This window comes from Streptomyces sp. NPDC090032 (genome assembly GCF_044748025.1).
Taxonomy (GTDB): Bacteria; Actinomycetota; Actinomycetes; order Streptomycetales; family Streptomycetaceae; genus Streptomyces.
This window is the reverse complement of the sequence record NZ_JBIVFF010000007.1, coordinates 1-15,527: the sequence shown is the minus strand read 5'-3', so window position 1 is coordinate 15,527 and position 15,527 is coordinate 1. Positions and strand designations below refer to the sequence as shown.

Genomic DNA, 15,527 nt, shown 5'->3' with positions numbered 1-15,527 from the left:
CGGACGCGTGCGAAAGCCGCATACGTACACACACGTGCAACGTCGCACCCACGAGGAGCGTTCCCATGTCACCGAATCCGATCGCCGAGACCGTCGCCTCTCTCATGCCCGGGGCCCGGACCGAGCTCGCCGAACTGGTGGCGTTCAAGTCGGTGGCGGACTTCGACCAGTTCCCGAAGAGCGAGAGCGAGGGCGCCGCGAACTGGGTGGCGGACGCGCTGCGCGCCGAGGGCTTCGAGGACGTCGCGCTGCTCGACACCCCGGACGGGACGCAGTCGGTGTACGGCTTCCTGCCGGGCCCCGAGGGCTCGCCGACGGTTCTCCTTTACGCGCACTACGACGTGCAGCCGCCGCTGGACGAGTCGGCGTGGGTCACGCCGCCGTTCGAGCTGACGGAGCGCGAGGACGGCCGCTGGTACGGGCGCGGCGCCGCGGACTGCAAGGGCGGGGTCCTGATGCACCTGCTCGCGGTGCGGGCGCTCAAGGCCAACGGCGGTGTGCCGGTGAACGTCAAGGTGATCGCCGAGGGTTCCGAGGAGCAGGGCACGGGCGGACTGGAGCGGTACGCCGAGCAGCACCCGGAGCTGCTGAAGGCGGACACGATCGTCATCGGCGACGCGGGCAACTTCCGGGTGGGCCTGCCGACGGCCACGTCGACGCTGCGCGGCATGACGCTCGTCCGCGTCCAGGTGGACACCCTCGGCGGCAATCTCCACTCGGGCCAGTTCGGCGGCGCGGCCCCGGACGCGCTCGCGGCGCTGGTGCGGGTCCTCGACTCGCTGCGCGCGCAGGACGGCTCGACGACGGTCGACGGTCTCGCGGGCGACGCCGCGTGGGACGGGCTCCAGTACGACGAGGGCCAGTTCCGCAAGGACGCCAAGGTCATCGACGGTGTCGAGCTGATCGGTTCGGGCACGGTCGCCGACCGCATCTGGGCCCGCCCCGCCGTCACCGTCCTCGGCATCGACTGCCCGCCGGTCGTCGGCGCGACGCCGTCCGTGCAGGCCGGGGCGCGCGCCCTGATCAGCCTGCGGGTGCCGCCGGGCACGGACGCCGTGGAGGCCACGAAGCTCCTCGTCGCGCACATCGAGTCGCACACCCCGTGGGGCGCCCGCGTCCAGGTCGAGCAGATCGGGCAGGGCCAGGCGTTCCGCGCGAACACCGACAGCCCGGCGTACGCGGCGCTGACCGAGGCGATGGGCGTCGCGTACGACGGTCAGCAGATGCAGTACGCGGGCCAGGGCGGCTCGATCCCGCTGTGCAACACGCTCGCGTCGCTGTACCCGGAGGCGGAGATCCTGCTGATCGGCCTGAGCGAGCCCGAGGCGCAGATCCACGCGGTCAACGAGAGCGTGTCGCCGCAGGAGCTGGAGCGTCTCTCGGTCGCCGAGGCGCTGTTCCTCCAGAAGTACGCCGCGATCTGAGACGCGTAGCAGCCGTCGTCCTCGCCCCGGGCAGAACGCTTCTGCCCGGGGCGTAGCCGTATCTGCCGGGCAGCGGCCTGACCCTACGGTCGGCGTATGGGTATCTACGGCATCACCGATGTGATCGAGGTCGTCCCGCGTCGTCTGCACCTGTTGCGTTTCCCGGTGGGGCAGGCCTGTCTGTGGGACGACGGGGACGAGTTGACGCTGGTGGACGCGGGAGCCGCCGGAGCCGGGGCGGAGATCGCGGACGCCGTGCGCGCGCTGGGCCGTGATCCGCGCGAGGTGCGTCGCATCGTTGTGACGCACTTTCACGAGGATCACGCGGGCGGCGCGGGTGAGTTCGCGGCGCTCAGCGGGGCGCAGGTGTGGGCGCACCCGCTCGACGCTCCGTTCGTGCGCGGTGAACGGCAGGGACCTGCGCCCGTGTTCGAGGACTGGGAGCGGCCGTTGCACGCGGAGGCGTTGAAGCTGCTGCCGCCGCAGCCGACGGATCCCGTACTGCCGTGCGAGGTAAGGGAGTTGACGGACGGGGACGTGCTCGACTTCGGCGGTGGGGCACGCGTCGTCGCGGTACCCGGGCATACGGACGGCAGCATCGCACTCCATCTGCCGCACCATGGCGTGCTGTTCACGGGCGACGCCGTGGCCGCGTCCCCGCTGGACGGCCAGGTCGTGCTGGGCGTGTTCAACCTCGACCGCCGACGGGCCGTCGACTCCTTCCGCACCCTGGCCGCACTCGACTCCGACGTGGCGTGCTTCGGGCACGGCGATCCCGTCACGAGCGGGGCGGCGGCGGCCCTGCGTTCGGTGGCCGCGTGCCTCGACGACGCCGCACAGACACCCCGATAGACAGACACCCCCGCTCAGCGTCAGCCCACCGGCACTCCGGCCTCCAGGTACAGGGCGGCGCCGCGCTCGCGGGCCCGCAGCGCCCAGCGCAGGCGCTCGTACCGTACGGGCGGCAGAAGTCCGGCGGCCTCCTGCTCGGTGACGAACCGCCAGCCGCGCAGCTCTTGGCCCGGCAGGACCACGCGGCGGGCCTCGGGGCCGTCGAGACGCCCGCCGTCGAACAGCATCCGCAGGCCGCCGAACGCGGGTGGTGCGGGCGCCTCCCAGTCCACGACGAGGAGACCGGGCAGTTCGGGGAGCTGGATGCCGGTCTCCTCGGCGACCTCCCGTACGCCGGCCCTGGCGGGGGCCTCTCCGGGTTCCACGACGCCGCCGGGGAACTCCCAGCCGGCCTTGTACGTGGGGTCGACGAGCAGGACACGGTCCTCCTCGTCGAAGAGCAGCACGCCCGCGGCGACGGTCTCCCCGGTGGGCTCGGGCGTCTGGACGATGTCGCAGGCCTCGACGGCGCCGGTGCGCACGGCCTCGGCGATGCGGACGGCGGCTGCGTAGGCGCTGAGCGCGCCGGTGTCGACGGGGTGGGCGTCGGTGGTGAGCCAGGTGGCCAGCGCATTGCGGTAGGCCTCGATGTGGTCGTAGGACCACTGGCGGACGCGCAGCTCGCCGTCGGGTCTCTCGGGCGGTATCTCGCGCCGGGCCATCCGCTCGCGCAGGATCGTTTCGGCTGGGGCGAGGAGCACATGGCGTACGGGGATCCTGCGGGCGGCGAGACCGCCGAAGATCTCGTCGCGGTACTCCTGGCTGAGCAGCGTCGCCGGCACGACGAGGACGCCGCCCACCTCGGCGAGCAGCGCTGCGGCCGTGTCGACGACGAGCCGCCGCCAGATGCGCAGGTCCTGGATGTCGGTCACCTCGGCCAGCTGCTTGGCGGGCAGCAGCTGCGCCAGTTCCCCGCCGATCACGTCGGGGTCGAAGAGCGTGCTGTTCGGGATCAGCTCGATCAGTTCCCGTGCGGTGGTGGTCTTCCCCGCACCGAACGCACCGTTGATCCAGACGATCACGGTTCCCCCTCTTCTGTCGGCCCCCTGAGGCTTGCCCGCAACAGCGTGCGGTGGAAACCAGCACCTGATGGGGGCGCGCCTCGCGTACGCCTCGCGCACGTCACGCAGGTCCGCGAACCAGCCGCGAGGGCCGCTTAGGATCCGCTCCGTGGACCTTCCCGAAGAGTTGATTCGCATGCAGCACGACGCCGACGACAAGGGACGCACCCTGGAGCACCTCGATGACGGGGAGCGTCAGGCGCAGCGGGAGGCCTGGTTCGAGGCGGCGGCCAAGGTCGAGGCCGCGGTCACGGCGTACGCACAGGAGCAGGGCCTGAACCGGCACGACGTCGAGAAGTCCCTGCGCCAGGCCGCCCGCCGGCCGCACTCCCAGACCTGACTCCGGAAGGTGTACGGAAGCGCTCCGCCCATGACGTGTGCCCACGCGGCCGAGGGGTTCCATGCGACAGGGTGAACAGCGCCGCGGCGGCACGGACGCGCCCCCGGCGCCTCCGGTGGTCTACGAGAGCGGTGACTGCGTCGTCTTCGAACTGCGCGGCGAGGTCGACATCATGACGCTCCAGGGCTCGATGGCCCTGCTGGAGACGGTGGCGGCGGGCCCGTCCGCCACCGTGGTGATCGATCTGAACCGCACGACGTTCCTCGACTGCTCGGGCCTGACCCTCCTGATGCGCGCCCGCCGCCGCGTGGAGTCACGCGGCGGCCGCCTCAGACTGGTCTGCGACCAGCCCGTGGCGCTTCGGCTGCTGGAGGTGACGGGCCTGCTGTCGGTCTTCGACCCGGCCCCGACCGTCGAGGCGGCGGCGCGGCAGGACTAGAGGGGCCGTCCCGTTCTGCGCGCTACCCCTTGCTGGACCCCAGTGTGAGCCCCGCGATGAAGTGTCTCTGCAGGAGCAGGAACACCAGGATCGTGGGGAGAGCCACCAGGACCGAACCGGCGGCCAGCAGGTTGTAGTCCGTGAAGAACTGACCCCTGAGGTTGTTGAGGGACGACGTGATGGGGAGTTTGTCGGGGTTGGAGATGAAGATCAGGGCCCAGAGGAAGTCGTTGTAGATCCAGGTGAATTCGAGCGTCCCGAGTGCCGCGAGAGCCGGTCGGCACAGCGGGAGCGTGATGCGCCAGAACTGCGTCCACAGGCCCGCGCCGTCGACGATCGCCGCTTCGAGGATCTCCTGGGGAAGCGTCCGCATGAAGTTCGCCAGGACGAAGACGCAGAATCCCAGCTGGAATCCGATGTTGACGATGATCACGGCCCAGTACGAGTCGTACATCGTCAGCGAGTCCGACATCCACCAGGGCAGCGGAATCTTCAGGAAGAGGACGTACAGCGGGGTGACGATGACCTGGGGTGGCAGCAGGTTTCCCGCCGTGAAGAACATCAGGAGCACGATTCCGCCGCGCACCTTGATGCGTGACACCGCGAAGGCGACGAACGAGGCGAGAAAGAGCGTGATCAGGACGGCCGGGACCGCGATGATCAGGGTGTTCTTGAAGTATTCGGCCATCCCCGAGTCACTGAACGCCTCGCGGTAGTAGTCGAAGGACAGGTGTCTGGGCAGCGAGAAGTACCCATGCTGCGCAGTCTCCTCGTAAGGCCGCAGCGAGGCGTAGACCGCGAACAGGAGCGGTGCGAGGAACGCCAGCGAGACGCCCATGAGGAAGATGTGCACCCCGAACCGGCCGCGCCTGCGCGGGTGTTCACCGCGCCGGTCGCCGCCGGCCACCGAGCGGCCGCGGGCGGCGGGGGATGTCGTACGGATGTCGGCGGTCATCGGTCGCGCGCACCTCGCAGCTCTTGGACCAGGAACGTCACGATGAATCCCAGGGAGACCGTGAGGAGGACGACCGCGATCGCCGAGCCGAACCCGATGCGGCTGGCCTCGCCGATGACGTTGTCCGTGATGAGGACGGACAGCAGTTCCAGGCCGTTGCGGCCCTTGTTCACGGCGTAGACGATGTCGAAGGCACGCAGCGACTCGATGACGGTGATGACGGCGACGATGACATTGACCGGGCGAAGGGTCGGGAAGACGACGCGGAAGAATGTCTGGCGGGCGTTCGCGCCGTCGATCGCCGCGGCTTCCTTCAGCGTCGGGTCGACGGATTTGAGGCCGGCGAGATAGAGGATCATCACGTAACCGGTGTGCCGCCAGCTCGCGGCCAGCATCATCATCCAGATGTTGATGTGGGAGTCGCCCAGCCAGTCGATCGGGTTCTCGTGATTGTTGAGAACGGTGTTGATGACGCCCTGGTCGGTGCCGAGGATGAGCTGCGCCATGAATCCGACGACGGCCAGTGAGAGCACGACCGGCATGTAGAGGGTCGACTGGTAGAAGCGGCTGAAGCGCACGCCCCGGTCGATGAGTACGGCGAGGAAGAGGCCGAACGGCGTGGCGATCAGGCCGAGAAAGGCCAGCCACAGAAGGTTGTGCCGCACGGCCGGCCAGAACGGCGGATAGTTGTCGACCAGGTTCTGGTAGTTCTTTCCGCCGACCCAGTGGATGTCGCCGATGCCGTCCCACGACGTGAAGGACAGGCCGATGGAGGCGAGCGTGGGGCCCCAGATGATGACGATGTCGAGCAGTACGGGTATTCCCAGGAGCACGACGAGAACGGCGAGGTCACGGCGCGAGAAACGCCGCGACTTCCGCCGCCCCGCGCGCCGCGTGGTGTTCAGCGCCACGGAACGCATTCCCCCACTACTCAGCTGACGGCGGACGAGAAGATTTCCTTCTTCTGCCGCTCGATCCGGTTGACGAGGCCGTCGACGTCGTTCGGATTTCCGATGAAGTCCTGGAGCGCCTTGATCATCACGGTCTGCGCGAAGTCCGGCCGGGTGTCGCGGTCCATGAACTGCGATATCTGCTTGGCCCCGGACACGAGTTCGGCCGACTTCTTCTGCAGCGGGCTGTACTTGGAGGTGTCGGCGCCGTCGTTCACGGCGACGTTGTTCGGGTCGCCCGCGAGATAGATGTCCTCGGCCCCGGGCGTGCCGAGGTATTTGAGGAGTGCCTTGCCCGCGTCGACGTTCTTGGCCTTCTTCGCGATCAGGAATCCGTCGATGGGAGCCTCCACCGCGTCCTGCCCGTACTGGGGATCGATCTCCGGGAACGCGAAGAAGTCGATGTCGCCGCGCTCGTTCTCCGGGAACTGCTGGCCCGGGTGCGGCATTCCGAAGACGGCCATGCCGGTCTGGCGCTTCTGCAGGCCCTGCCCGGCCTCCTCCCAGGTCCGGCCGAGCGCGCCCTTCTGGTAGTACGGCATGAGTTCGCGCCAGAGGTCGAAGACCTTCTTGACCTTGGTGTCGGTCCACGCTTCCGTACCGGCCATGAGGCCCTTGTGGAAGTCGTATCCGTTCAGGCGCATGTTGATGTAGTCGAAGGTGCCCATCGCGGGCCAGCCGTCCTTGTCGCAGAACGCGACCGGGGTGCCGTCCTTGTGCATCTTCTTCGCGAGGGCGATGAAGTCGTCCCAGTTCTTGGGCTGTTCGTAGCCCTGCTTCTCGAAGAGGCTCTTCCGGTGGAAGACGGCCCAGGGATAGTAGTAGTACGGCACGAAGAACTGCTTGCCGTCGTGCGTGGACTGGTCCTTGAGCGCCTGCGAGAAGCCCTTGAAGCCCTTCCAGACGTCGTCCACGTCGGCCAGGAGGCCCTTCTCGGCGAAATACTGCATGCGGAAGCCGGCGAACCACATGAAGACGTCGTCCGGGGTGCCCTGGAGATAGCGCGTGATGTTCGTCTGGAACTCGTTGTGTTCCGTGGTGTTGACGTCGACTTTCTTCCCGGACTTCTTCTCGTACGCCGTGAAGGCCGCCGCGAAAGCCTTCTTCGGCACCGCGTCCGAGGCGTTGGACCCGACGGTGACCGTCTTCTTGTCGCCGCCCGGGCCCTCCCCGCACGCAGTGAGCAGTGCCGGAAGTGTGAGCGCACCGGCGCCCACCGCCGTTCCCCGCAGAAGACCCCGACGGGACATCCGATGTCCTGCCGCGCTCCTGGGCGCGCCAGAACCGTAGAACGATGACTGTGCCATGTCCCCCTCCTGGGGCCGAACCCAACACAACCGAACGCGAGGGTTGGATCCCACTCCCAACTCCCGAGATCGTCAAGGGTTCTGACGGGACATCGGGCAACCGTTACCGCTTCTCTTCCAACAGAGTCCAACACGGCCTACCGTAAACGCGCTCCACTGACGCGAACATGACGTCACCCCACTTTTCGCGAGTACGGAGGAACGTAACAATGCGTCACCTTCCCACCCGCACCTCTCGCACCACCCGCCGAAGAGTCGTCGGAGCGTTGGCTACCGGGCTGTTGTGCGCCGCGGGCATCACGGCGCCGGCCGCGGTCGCCGACCCGCCGCACTCCGGTGCGGCCGGCCCGCAGAGCGCAAGCGCACAGGAAGCCTCGCCCACGCTCGACGACGGCCTCGCCCAGACCCCTCCCATGGGATTCAACAACTGGAACTCCACGCACTGCCGTGCCGAGTTCAACGAGGCCATGGTCAAGGGCATCGCCGACATCTTCGTGGACAAGGGGCTCAAGGCCGCGGGCTATCAGTACGTCAACCTCGACGACTGCTGGGCCCTGCCGCAGCGCGACGCGAACGGCAAGCTCGTGCCGGACCCCGTGCGCTTCCCGGGCGGCATCAAGGCCGTCGCCGACTACGTCCACTCCAAGGGCCTCAAGCTCGGCATCTACACGAGCGCGGGCACCAAGACGTGCAGCGACATCGGCTTCCCCGGCGGGCTCGGTCACGAGTACAGCGACGCCCAGCAGTTCGCCGACTGGGGCGTCGACTACCTCAAGTACGACAACTGCAACAACCAGGGCGTCGACGCCAAGCAGCGCTACCGCACGATGCGTGACGCCCTGAAGGCCACTGGCCGGCCCATCGTCTACAGCCTCTGCGAATGGGGTTCCAACAAGCCCTGGGAGTGGGCGGCGGACGTCGGCCATCTGTGGCGCACCACCGGTGACATCAGTGACAGCTGGGGCTCGATGCTCTCCCTGATGAAGCAGAATCTGCCGCTCGCGCAGTACGCGGGGCCCGGGCACTGGAACGACCCCGACATGCTCGAGGTCGGCAACGGCGGCATGACCGCGACCGAGTACCGCACGCACTTCTCGATGTGGTCGATCATGGCCTCACCGCTGCTGATCGGCACCGATCTGCGCAAGGCCTCCGCCGAGACCCTCGACATCCTCAGCAACCGCGAAGTCATCGCGGTCGACCAGGACCCGCTGGGCAAGCAGGGTTCCGTGCTCTCCTCCGAGGGCGGGCGCTGGGTCGTCGCCAAGGAGATGAAGGACGGCAGCCGCGTCGTCGCGCTCTTCAACGAGTCCGGCAACGCACAGCGGATCGCCACATCGGCCGACGCCGTCGGACTTCCGCACGCGAGCGCCTACACGCTGCGGGATCTGTGGCAGCACAAGAGCTACAACACGGCCGGGGCCATCTCCGCGACCGTTCCCGCGCACGGGACCGTACTCGTACGGGTGGCCGCCGACGACAAGTGGGCCACGAACCCGCCCGCCGTCGAACTCGGCCTGAACGGCGCGCCGTTCATCGAGGCCGGCAAGGCCGCCCGGCTCACGACCTCGGTCACCGATCTGGGCCGCACGCCCGCACGCGAGGTGTCCGTCGCACTGGCCGGGCCCTCGGGGTGGAGCGTCAAGCCGGCCTCGCCGACCCGCGCCGGATCCGTACCGACCGGCAAGGCACTCACCACATCGTGGACGGTGAATGCGCCGGCCGGGACCGCGACCGGGGCGTACGACCTGTCGCTCAAGGCCACCTACCGCTCGCCGGGCGGTGCGCGCGCCCAGAGCGTGCTGCCGCTGACCGCGCATGTGGTGGTCGCACCGCCGGCCGGGGCGTCGTCGCTCGGTGGTCTGCCGTGGCTGTCCACGACGAACGGGTACGGGCCCGTCGAACGCAACACCAGCAACGGGGAGAGCGACGCGGGTGACGGGCGTCCGATCACCATCGGCGGCGTCGTCCACCAGAAGGGGCTCGGCGTGCACGCGGACAGCGCCGTCGAGTTCTACACGGGCGGCACGTGCGAAAGCGTCACCGCGAGTGTGGGCGTCGACGACGAGACGGGCACGAACGGCACCGTGACGTTCGAGATCTGGGCCGACGGCAAGAAGGTGACGTCGACCGGTGTCCTCACCCACGCGGACGCGGCGGAGCAGCTGTCGGCCGACGTGAGCGGGGCGCAGAGCGTACGCCTCGTGGTGACCGACGGCGGCGACGGCATTGACTACGACCACGCGGACTGGGGGGACGCGACGCTGTCCTGCTGACGCGTCAGAGCGGGGCGGGGGGGGGGCGGCGCGGCGCCGCCCCCCCCCCCCCCCCCCGCCGCGGGCGGGGGCCCCCCCCCCCCCCCCCCCCCCCCCCCCCCCCCCCCGCCCCGCCCGGGGGGGGGGGCGCCGGGGCCTCCGCGCCCCCCCCCCCCCCCGCCCCTTCGGACTGGGGTGCCGCCTCAGAGTGCCGACACGTCCCGGTCGCGCGTGAGCGCCGCCGCTGCCGCTCCGACGAGGCCCGCGTCCGTGCCCATGCGGGCCGGGGCCACCGTGAGACGCTGCACGAACGACAGCGTCGCGTAGTCACGCAGCGAGCGGCGCAGGGGCGCGAAGAGGACCTCTCCCGCCTTCGCCACTCCCCCGCCGATCACCGCGATGTCGATCTCCACGAGCGTTGCCGTCGCGGCGATGCCCGCGGCGAGCGCCTGGGCGGCGCGCTCGAACGAGGCGATGGCCACCTTGTCGCCTTCCCGCGCGGCCGCGGCCACCGCGGCGGCCGACACGTCGCCGTCCGCGCCGGGGCGCCAGCCGCCGTCCAGCGCGCGCCGCGCGATGTTCGGCCCGCTCGCGATCCGCTCCACACAGCCGCGCGCCCCGCACGGGCACGGGTCACCGTCCAGGTCCACGCTGATGTGGCCGATGTGGCCCGCGTTGCCCGTGGGCCCCGGGTGCAGCTTGCCGCCGAGGATCAGGCCGCCGCCGACCCCTGTGGAGACGACCATGCACAGCGCGTTGTCATGGCCCTGCGCCGCGCCCTGCCAGTGCTCGGCGGCCGTCATCGCCACGCCGTCCCCGACCAGTTCCACCGGCACGCCGCCGGTGACATCACGGACCCGGTCCACGAGCGGGAAGTCGCGCCAGCCCGGCACATTGACCGGACTCACCCTGCCGGTGGTGGCGTCCACCGGACCCGCGCTGCCGATCCCCACGGCCCGCGCCCGCACCCACAGCGGTGCTTCGGTCAGCTCGCGCAGCACGTCCTCGACGGCCCGCATCACCGTGTTCCCGTCCTCCTTGGCGGGAGTCGGCCGCTGCGCGCGCAGCAGGATGCGGCCTTGGTCGTCCACCAGGGCCCCGGCGATCTTGGTGCCGCCAATGTCGAGCGCGGCGACGAGGTCGGTCTGCATCAGTGTGAGATCCCCTGGTGAAATGGCAGGTCGGAGAATGCGATGGATAGTCTCTCTCGCATCTGACAACGTTGTCCAGGCCCTATGCTCGACGCCACATCCCCATACAGCATCATGAACCCCCTGGAACCGCAGCGACGACAGGACAGGACAGCCCACCGTGGACCGCACCGCCCGCCGCCCCGACAGCCGTTACGGCAACCGCCCGACCATGAAGGACGTCGCGGCGCGCGCCGGGGTGGGACTCAAGACGGTGTCCCGCGTCGTGAACGGCGAACCGGGAGTCACTCCCGACACCGAACGCCGCGTCCAGGAGGCCATCGAGGCCCTGGGCTTCCGCCGCAACGACAGCGCGCGCGTCCTGCGCAAGGGCAGGACCGCGAGCATCGGCCTGGTGCTCGAGGATCTGGCCGACCCGTTCTACGGGCCGCTGAGCCGCGCCGTCGAGGAGGTCGCCCGCGCGCATGGCGCGCTGCTCATCAACGGGTCGAGCGCCGAGGACCCGGAGCGCGAGCAGGAGCTCGTCCTCGCGCTCTGCGCGCGCCGGGTGGACGGGCTCGTGGTGATCCCGGCCGGCGACGACCACCGCTATCTGGAGCCCGAGATCGCAGCCGGTGTCGCGACCGTGTTCGTCGACCGTCCCGCCGGGAAGATCGACGCGGACGTGGTGCTGTCCGACAGCTTCGGCGGCGCGCGTGACGGCGTCGCCCATCTGATCGCGCACGGACACCGCCGTATCGGCTTCATCGGCGACCAGCCGCGCATCCACACCGCCGCCGAGCGCCTGCGCGGCTACCGGACGGCGATGGAGGACGCCGGGATAGCCGTCGAGGACGCGTGGATGTCGCTCGGCGTGACCGATCCTGAGCGGGTGCGGCGCGCCGCGGAGGAGATGCTCGCGGGGCCCGAGCCGGTCACGGCGATCTTCGCGGGCAACAACCGAGTGACGGTCACCGTCGTCCGCGTCCTCTCGGAGGTGACGCGCCCGGTCGCGCTGGTCGGCTTCGACGACATCGAGCTGGGCGATCTGCTGCGCCCCGGCGTGACCGTCGTCGCGCAGGACGCCGCGCAGCTGGGCCGCACGGCCGCCGAGCGGCTGTTCCGTCAGCTCGACGGCGTGTCGGTGGTCCCGGAGCGGATCGAACTGCCGACCCGGCTGATCACCCGCGGCTCGGGCGAACTGCCCCCGGCCGACTGACAGTTGAGCCCGTCGGCGGCTCTGCGGGCGGTCAGCAGACAGGGAGCCCGGGAAGCGGCACGTCGTTGTCGCCACCCTTGAGGTAGACGTCACTGACGAAGACGTTCGTGTTGCCGCTGTCGTCGTCCGTCTTCGCCCACCAGACGTTCGTCCACTGCCCGTACGTCTCGCGGCGTCCCAGGTTCTGCTGACAGTAGAAGTAGTTGGTGCCCGCGTTCAGGACGCCCGCGCGGCCGCCGGACGCGGTGTACGAGTCGGACGTGCGCCAGACCGTGCAGTTGTACTTGCCACCACCGGCGGAGTGGCAGGCCGGAGTCGGTGTCGGGCTCGCCCCGCCGCCCCCGCCTGTGGTGCCGCTCTTCGTGGGGCGGGGCGCGGGCGGGGTGGAGGCGGAGGGTGCGGGCCGGGTGGCGGACGGCTTCGGGCCGGGCTTTTCGGACGCCTTGCCGTCGCCCGGCTCCCGCGACTTCTCGTGGCCCTGCCCCGAGGGCTTCCCCGTGCCGTCCAGGGCGCCTCGGCTTCGGTCCGCTTCCGGCGTGCCCGTGGTGGTGTCACCCGACGCGGCGGCCCGGTCCCCCTTGCCGTCCGACCCGTTGAGCGCGGCCACGGTCGCGCCCGCCGCCCCGAGCACGGCGATCACGGCCGCCACGGCGAGCAGCACGCGCGCACGGCGGGGCTTGCGCGGCTCGCCGGACGGCGGGGCGTTCACGGGGGTCGGTGGCGCGTTCACGGGGGTAGGTGACGAGGCGTTCACCGGAGTCGGCGCCGGGCCGAAGCCGGGCGGCGGCACGGACGGGACGTTGCGCACCGTCGTCTCCCGAGGGTGCCACTCGGGCCGGCGCAGCGCGGCCGTGGCGATGTCGGCCGGTGCCGCGGCGACCGCTTCGAGAAGCTGCCGCGCGTGATCGGCGTCCGGCCGCAGCAGCGGATCCTTGGCCATCAACTGCTGGAGTACGGGGGTGAGGGGGCCGGCCCGCCGGGGTTCGGGCAGCGGCTCGACGACGATCGCGGTGAGCGTCGACCAGGTGGACGTACGCCGGAAGGGCGACGCTCCTTCGACGGCCGCGTACAGCGTGGCGCCGAGGGCCCATACGTCGGACGCCGGGCCCGGGTCCTGGCCCTGGGCGCGTTCGGGGGCCAAGTAGTCGAGGGAGCCCACGAGTTCGCCACTGCGGGTGAGGTGGGTCGCCGAGCCGTCGCCGGGGTCGTCCATCGTCGCGATGCCGAAGTCCGTGAGGACGACGCGGCCGGAACGGTCGAGGAGGATGTTGCCCGGCTTCACATCCCGGTGCAGGACCCCGGCACGGTGCGCGGCCGCAAGGGCGTCCATGACCTTGGCGCCGATCGCCGCGGCCTCGCGCGGGTCGAGCGGGCCCTGATCGCGCAGGACGTCGTCGAGGGACGGACCGTCGACGAGCTCCATGACGATGAGGGGCCGGCCGTCGACCTCGGTGACGTCGTGCACGGCGACGACGCCGGGGTGGCGCACGCGCGCGGCGGCGCGGGCCTCGCGCTGCATGCGCACGCCCAGGTCGGCCAGTTCGGACCCGGCCGCGTCCGAGTAGGTGCGCAGTTCCTTGAGGGCGACCTCGCGGCCGAGCACCTCGTCGACGGCACGCCACACGACGCCCATGCCACCGCGGCCGAGTTGACCCCGCACCCGGTACCGCCCGGCGAGGACGCGGCCGCCTCCGCCCGTCTCTTCCCGATCCCCCGAAGACACCGCTGCCCCGTCCTTGCTGACGCCTGTTTCAGTGGCGTACAGCCTACGGGGCAGCGGTGACAGGAACGGATCCTCGGGACGGGACCGGGTCGGTCAGCGGTCCTGTGCGGTCAGGTCGCCGCGGCGCGGACCCGCGAAGCCCTGGAGGCGGGCCAGCGTGAGGCCGGTGATGCGGGTGACCTCACCCGTGTCGAGGGCGCCGCAGTCGAGACCGCGCAGCAGATACCCGGCGAGCGCCTTGGCGGTGGCGGGCTCGTCCGCCACGTCGCCGCCCTCGTGGTGACCGGCGTAGGCGGCCAGGCGCGCGGCGGCGGACTGGAAGCCCTCGCGGTAGAAGGCGAAGACCGCGGCGTAGCGGGTCGGGATGTGGCCCGGGTGCATGTCCCAGCCCTGGTAGTAGGCGCGGGCCAGGGCGCGGCGGGTGAGGCCGTAGTGCAGGCGCCAGGCGTCGTGGACCTTCACGGTCGTGCCGACGGGCAGGACGTTGGTGGAGCCGTCCGAGACGCGGACTCCGGTGCCGGCGGCGGCCACCTGCATGACGGCCTTCGCGTAGTCGGCGGCCGGGTGGTCGCTGGCCTGGTAGGCGGCGCTGACGCCGAGGCAGGCGCTGTAGTCGAAGGTGCCGTAGTGCAGTCCGGTCGCGCGGCCCTCGGCGGCGTCGATCATGCGGGCGACGGCGGCGGTGCCGTCGGCGGCGAGGATGGACTGGCTCGTCTCGATCTGGATCTCGAAGCCGAGGCGTCCCGCCTCGAGACCGTGGGCCTTCTCGAACGCCTCCAGGAGCCGGACCATGGCGGTGACCTGCTCCGGGTACGTCACCTTGGGGAGCGTGAGGACGAGCCCGTCGGGGAGGCCGCCGGCCTCCATCAGGCCGGACAGGAAGACGTCGAGGGTGCGGATGCCCCGGTCGCGTACCGGCGCCTCCATGCACTTCATGCGGATGCCCATGTACGGGGCGGCGGTGCCGTTCTTGTACGCCTCGGCGATCAGCCGGGCGGCGCGGGCGGCGTCCTGGTCCTCGTCGGCACCCTTGTAGCCGTCCTCGAAGTCGACGCGCAGGTCCTCGACCGGCTCCCGCTCCAGCTTGGCGCGTACGCGCGTGTATACGGCCTCTGCGAGGTCGTCGCCCAGACCGAGGACGGCGGCGAAGGACGCGGCGTCCGGGGCGTGTTCGTCGAGCATCGCCAGGGCCTTGTCGCCCCAGGCGCGGATGGTGTCGGCGTCGAACTGCTCACCGGGGACGTACACGGTGTGGACGGGCTGCCGGGTGCCAGGGTCTCCGGGGTAGCGGCGCTCCAGCTCCGCGTCCACCGGCGCGAGGGAAGCGCTGATGCCCTCGCTGATTGCTCCGGCGAGGCTCGTTGCCACCTTCTCTTGCTGACCCATTCCTGCATCCTCCACACGCTCGACGTTCAGAGTTTCCGCTTCACGGAATCAATAATCCGTATAGCGAAGTTATCTGCGCTCGCCACCTGCGTCAATGGTCCCTGTACGCGAACGGGGCCGCGCGGTGAAGATCACCACGCGGCCCCGTTGCCGGCCCTGAGAAGCTCAGCCCTTGCGGGTGTTGATCTCCTCGGTGAGCTGGGGGACGACGTCGAAGAGGTCGCCGACGACGCCGTAGTCGACGAGGTCGAAGATGGGGGCTTCGGCGTCCTTGTTGACCGCGACGATGGTCTTCGAGGTCTGCATGCCGGCCCGGTGCTGGATCGCGCCGGAGATGCCGTTGGCGATGTACAGCTGCGGGGACACGGACTTGCCGGTCTGGCCGACCTGGTTGGAGTGCGGGTACCAGCCCGCGTCCACGGCGGCGCGGGAGGCGCCGACGGCCGC

General features: G+C 70.5%; 14 protein-coding genes. 6 read left to right on the top strand and 8 right to left on the bottom strand.

All coding sequences use genetic code 11. The features are described from left to right. The first annotated feature begins 65 nt into the window (after nucleotides 1-65). Both ACIPWY_RS18185 and ACIPWY_RS18180 read left to right on the top strand, forming a co-directional pair. Nucleotides 66-1,424, top strand: a complete 1,359-nt coding sequence (locus tag ACIPWY_RS18185; RefSeq protein ID WP_393700500.1) for a dipeptidase — start codon at nucleotides 66-68, stop codon at nucleotides 1,422-1,424. A gap of 96 nt (nucleotides 1,425-1,520) precedes the next feature. Then, nucleotides 1,521-2,276, top strand: coding sequence for an MBL fold metallo-hydrolase (locus ACIPWY_RS18180; protein ID WP_362907658.1), 756 nt, complete (start codon nucleotides 1,521-1,523; stop codon nucleotides 2,274-2,276). 20 nt (nucleotides 2,277-2,296) lie between these two features. On the opposite strand, the gene ACIPWY_RS18175 is transcribed toward ACIPWY_RS18180, so the two are convergent. Next, entirely contained in the window at nucleotides 2,297-3,337 is a 1,041-nt protein-coding gene (locus ACIPWY_RS18175; RefSeq protein ID WP_393700498.1) for an NUDIX domain-containing protein, read from the bottom strand. Nucleotides 3,338-3,485: 148 nt separating this feature from the next. Between ACIPWY_RS18175 and ACIPWY_RS18170 the strand changes: the two genes are divergently transcribed. Next, entirely contained in the window at nucleotides 3,486-3,716 is a 231-nt protein-coding gene (locus ACIPWY_RS18170) for a hypothetical protein (protein ID WP_362907662.1), read from the top strand. 61 nt (nucleotides 3,717-3,777) lie between these two features. Then, nucleotides 3,778-4,155, top strand: a complete 378-nt coding sequence (locus ACIPWY_RS18165; RefSeq protein WP_362907664.1) for an STAS domain-containing protein — start codon at nucleotides 3,778-3,780, stop codon at nucleotides 4,153-4,155. A gap of 22 nt (nucleotides 4,156-4,177) precedes the next feature. Here the strand turns inward: ACIPWY_RS18165 and ACIPWY_RS18160 are convergent, their stop codons facing one another. From ACIPWY_RS18160 to ACIPWY_RS18150, 3 genes are read right to left on the bottom strand one after another with little or no spacing between them, the layout of a single operon-like run. Beyond that, complete coding sequence (locus tag ACIPWY_RS18160) at nucleotides 4,178-5,110, bottom strand: carbohydrate ABC transporter permease (protein ID WP_362907666.1); 933 nt, start codon at nucleotides 5,108-5,110, stop codon at nucleotides 4,178-4,180. Continuing rightward, nucleotides 5,107-6,030: a carbohydrate ABC transporter permease gene (locus tag ACIPWY_RS18155; RefSeq protein WP_393700495.1), complete on the bottom strand. Its 924-nt coding sequence runs from the start codon at nucleotides 6,028-6,030 to the stop codon at nucleotides 5,107-5,109. The genes ACIPWY_RS18160 and ACIPWY_RS18155 overlap by 4 nt, the downstream gene beginning before the upstream one ends. 11 nt (nucleotides 6,031-6,041) lie before the next feature. Next, nucleotides 6,042-7,310, bottom strand: a complete 1,269-nt coding sequence (locus tag ACIPWY_RS18150) for an ABC transporter substrate-binding protein (protein ID WP_401533874.1) — start codon at nucleotides 7,308-7,310, stop codon at nucleotides 6,042-6,044. A gap of 266 nt (nucleotides 7,311-7,576) precedes the next feature. On the opposite strand from ACIPWY_RS18150, the gene ACIPWY_RS18145 reads away from it, so the two are divergent. Next, nucleotides 7,577-9,643 (top strand): NPCBM/NEW2 domain-containing protein, encoded by a 2,067-nt coding sequence (locus tag ACIPWY_RS18145; RefSeq protein WP_401533872.1) that lies wholly within the window; start codon nucleotides 7,577-7,579, stop codon nucleotides 9,641-9,643. A 182-nt stretch (nucleotides 9,644-9,825) separates the two neighbouring features. Here ACIPWY_RS18145 and ACIPWY_RS18140 read toward each other — a convergent pair whose 3' ends face one another. Then, nucleotides 9,826-10,773 (bottom strand): ROK family protein, encoded by a 948-nt coding sequence (locus ACIPWY_RS18140; RefSeq protein ID WP_393700489.1) that lies wholly within the window; start codon nucleotides 10,771-10,773, stop codon nucleotides 9,826-9,828. A gap of 160 nt (nucleotides 10,774-10,933) precedes the next feature. Between ACIPWY_RS18140 and ACIPWY_RS18135 the strand changes: the two genes are divergently transcribed. Then, nucleotides 10,934-11,971, top strand: coding sequence for a LacI family DNA-binding transcriptional regulator (locus tag ACIPWY_RS18135; protein WP_362907676.1), 1,038 nt, complete (start codon nucleotides 10,934-10,936; stop codon nucleotides 11,969-11,971). A 31-nt stretch (nucleotides 11,972-12,002) separates the two neighbouring features. Here ACIPWY_RS18135 and ACIPWY_RS18130 read toward each other — a convergent pair whose 3' ends face one another. From ACIPWY_RS18130 to ACIPWY_RS18120, 3 genes are all read right to left on the bottom strand, one after another. Continuing rightward, complete coding sequence (locus ACIPWY_RS18130) at nucleotides 12,003-13,694, bottom strand: protein kinase (RefSeq protein WP_401533869.1); 1,692 nt, start codon at nucleotides 13,692-13,694, stop codon at nucleotides 12,003-12,005. 93 nt (nucleotides 13,695-13,787) lie between these two features. Further along, the gene (locus ACIPWY_RS18125; RefSeq protein ID WP_393700484.1) at nucleotides 13,788-15,080 is read right to left on the bottom strand and encodes a DUF6986 family protein; all 1,293 of its coding nucleotides are present in this window, start codon (nucleotides 15,078-15,080) and stop codon (nucleotides 13,788-13,790) included. Nucleotides 15,081-15,245: 165 nt separating this feature from the next. Next, a partial coding sequence (locus tag ACIPWY_RS18120; RefSeq protein ID WP_362907682.1) for an electron transfer flavoprotein subunit alpha/FixB family protein occupies nucleotides 15,246-15,527 on the bottom strand: 282 nt, incomplete at its 5' end.

Excerpts from the sequence above, each read along its gene's own strand:
- ACIPWY_RS18185 (WP_393700500.1), top strand. The coding sequence starts at position 66 with ATGTCACCGAATCCGATCGCCGAGACCGTCGCCTCTCTCATGCCCGGG.
- ACIPWY_RS18180 (WP_362907658.1), top strand. The coding sequence starts at position 1,521 with ATGGGTATCTACGGCATCACCGATGTGATCGAGGTCGTCCCGCGTCGT.
- ACIPWY_RS18165 (WP_362907664.1), top strand. The coding sequence starts at position 3,778 with ATGCGACAGGGTGAACAGCGCCGCGGCGGCACGGACGCGCCCCCGGCG.
- ACIPWY_RS18160 (WP_362907666.1), bottom strand. The coding sequence starts at position 5,110 with ATGACCGCCGACATCCGTACGACATCCCCCGCCGCCCGCGGCCGCTCG.
- ACIPWY_RS18155 (WP_393700495.1), bottom strand. The coding sequence starts at position 6,030 with ATGCGTTCCGTGGCGCTGAACACCACGCGGCGCGCGGGGCGGCGGAAG.
- ACIPWY_RS18150 (WP_401533874.1), bottom strand. The coding sequence starts at position 7,310 with ATGTCCCGTCGGGGTCTTCTGCGGGGAACGGCGGTGGGCGCCGGTGCG.
- ACIPWY_RS18145 (WP_401533872.1), top strand. The coding sequence starts at position 7,577 with ATGCGTCACCTTCCCACCCGCACCTCTCGCACCACCCGCCGAAGAGTC.
- ACIPWY_RS18140 (WP_393700489.1), bottom strand. The coding sequence starts at position 10,773 with ATGCAGACCGACCTCGTCGCCGCGCTCGACATTGGCGGCACCAAGATC.
- ACIPWY_RS18125 (WP_393700484.1), bottom strand. The coding sequence starts at position 15,080 with ATGGGTCAGCAAGAGAAGGTGGCAACGAGCCTCGCCGGAGCAATCAGC.